Raw genomic sequence first — 276 nt, 5'->3', positions numbered from 1 at the left:
GACCGCACGTCGCCCTCGCCGATTCCGGCCTGCTCCAAGAACTTTCCGTAGGTACGGCGCTGCTTGTCGGCCAGGGCGTCCGCGCAGGAGGCCTGCAACACCGGAACCAGCTCCACCGGCGCGACGAACATGGTGCGCCGCATCGCCAGCATCCGCAGCAGCGAACGATCCTCGTACAGTGCCCGCTCGATATCGGCGGGTGTGATCGCGTCGCCGCGCGCGGCCACCGACAGGAACACCGTTGCGGGATCGGTCGCGTGCAGCACGACCATCGAC

General features: G+C 68.5%; 1 protein-coding gene. It reads right to left on the bottom strand.

Annotated elements, in window-relative coordinates:
- Positions 1 to 276: DNA glycosylase AlkZ-like family protein (locus GV792_RS28910; protein ID WP_163828153.1), on the bottom strand; the 276-nt coding region annotated here is incomplete at both ends.

Origin of the sequence: Nocardia cyriacigeorgica (genome assembly GCF_010868145.1) — a bacterium.
Taxonomy (GTDB): domain Bacteria; phylum Actinomycetota; class Actinomycetes; order Mycobacteriales; family Mycobacteriaceae; genus Nocardia; species Nocardia cyriacigeorgica_D.
Note: the sequence above shows the minus strand (reverse complement) of the source record. Positions and strands in the feature narration are given on the sequence as shown.